The 621-nt window shown below is 44.9% G+C and carries 2 tRNA genes and 1 rRNA gene; all 3 read right to left on the minus strand.

Features of this window, described 5'->3' with window-relative positions:
* Positions 1 to 167: 167 nt before the first annotated feature.
* Positions 168 to 244, minus strand: a tRNA-Ile gene (locus H8K32_RS19960).
* Positions 245 to 249: 5 nt separating this feature from the next.
* Positions 250 to 325 (minus strand) — tRNA-Ala (locus tag H8K32_RS19965).
* Positions 326 to 543: 218 nt separating this feature from the next.
* A 16S ribosomal RNA gene (locus tag H8K32_RS19970) occupies positions 544 to 621 on the minus strand; the annotation flags it as partial.

Genomic DNA, 621 nt, shown 5'->3' on the forward strand with positions numbered 1-621 from the left:
GAAATAAATTTTGATTATTTCTACTTTACTTCTTCTAAATTGTTAAAGAACGAGATACTACTTAAACTACACTGACTTTCGCTTTGAAAGTTCAAACCTAAATCTTCACTTCAACGTCTATTGAGCTGCTTCTCTCAATCTTGCTGACTTAGGTTTGTACTATCTATTGGTAGGGCTGGTTGGGCTCGAACCAACGACCCCCGCGTTATCAACACGGTGCTCTAACCAGCTGAGCTACAGCCCCAGTATTGGTGGAGGTTGACGGGATCGAACCGACGACCCCCTGCTTGCAAAGCAGGTGCTCTCCCAGCTGAGCTAAACCCCCTTATACTTCATTAAGCTACTGCGCCTTTCAATCTTCAACCTGCGATGCTCGTCGTACGTTTGTACGACTGTGCTTCTCAGCTGAACCTTGAAACGCTCGCTACGCTTTCTGAAGCATAACTACTCTTCTTATTAAAGCCTAACTTCTGCTCTAATCTATTCTCGTTATTTAATTTAACAGTCAATAAAAGTGAACACTCAACTACAGCGCTACTCTAGAAAGGAGGTGATCCAGCCGCACCTTCCGATACGGCTACCTTGTTACGACTTCACCCCAGTCACGAACCCTGCCGTGGT

The organism is Cognatundibacterium jejuense (genome assembly GCF_014284255.1).
Classification (GTDB): Bacteria; Pseudomonadota; Gammaproteobacteria; order Burkholderiales; family Burkholderiaceae_D; genus Undibacterium; species Undibacterium jejuense.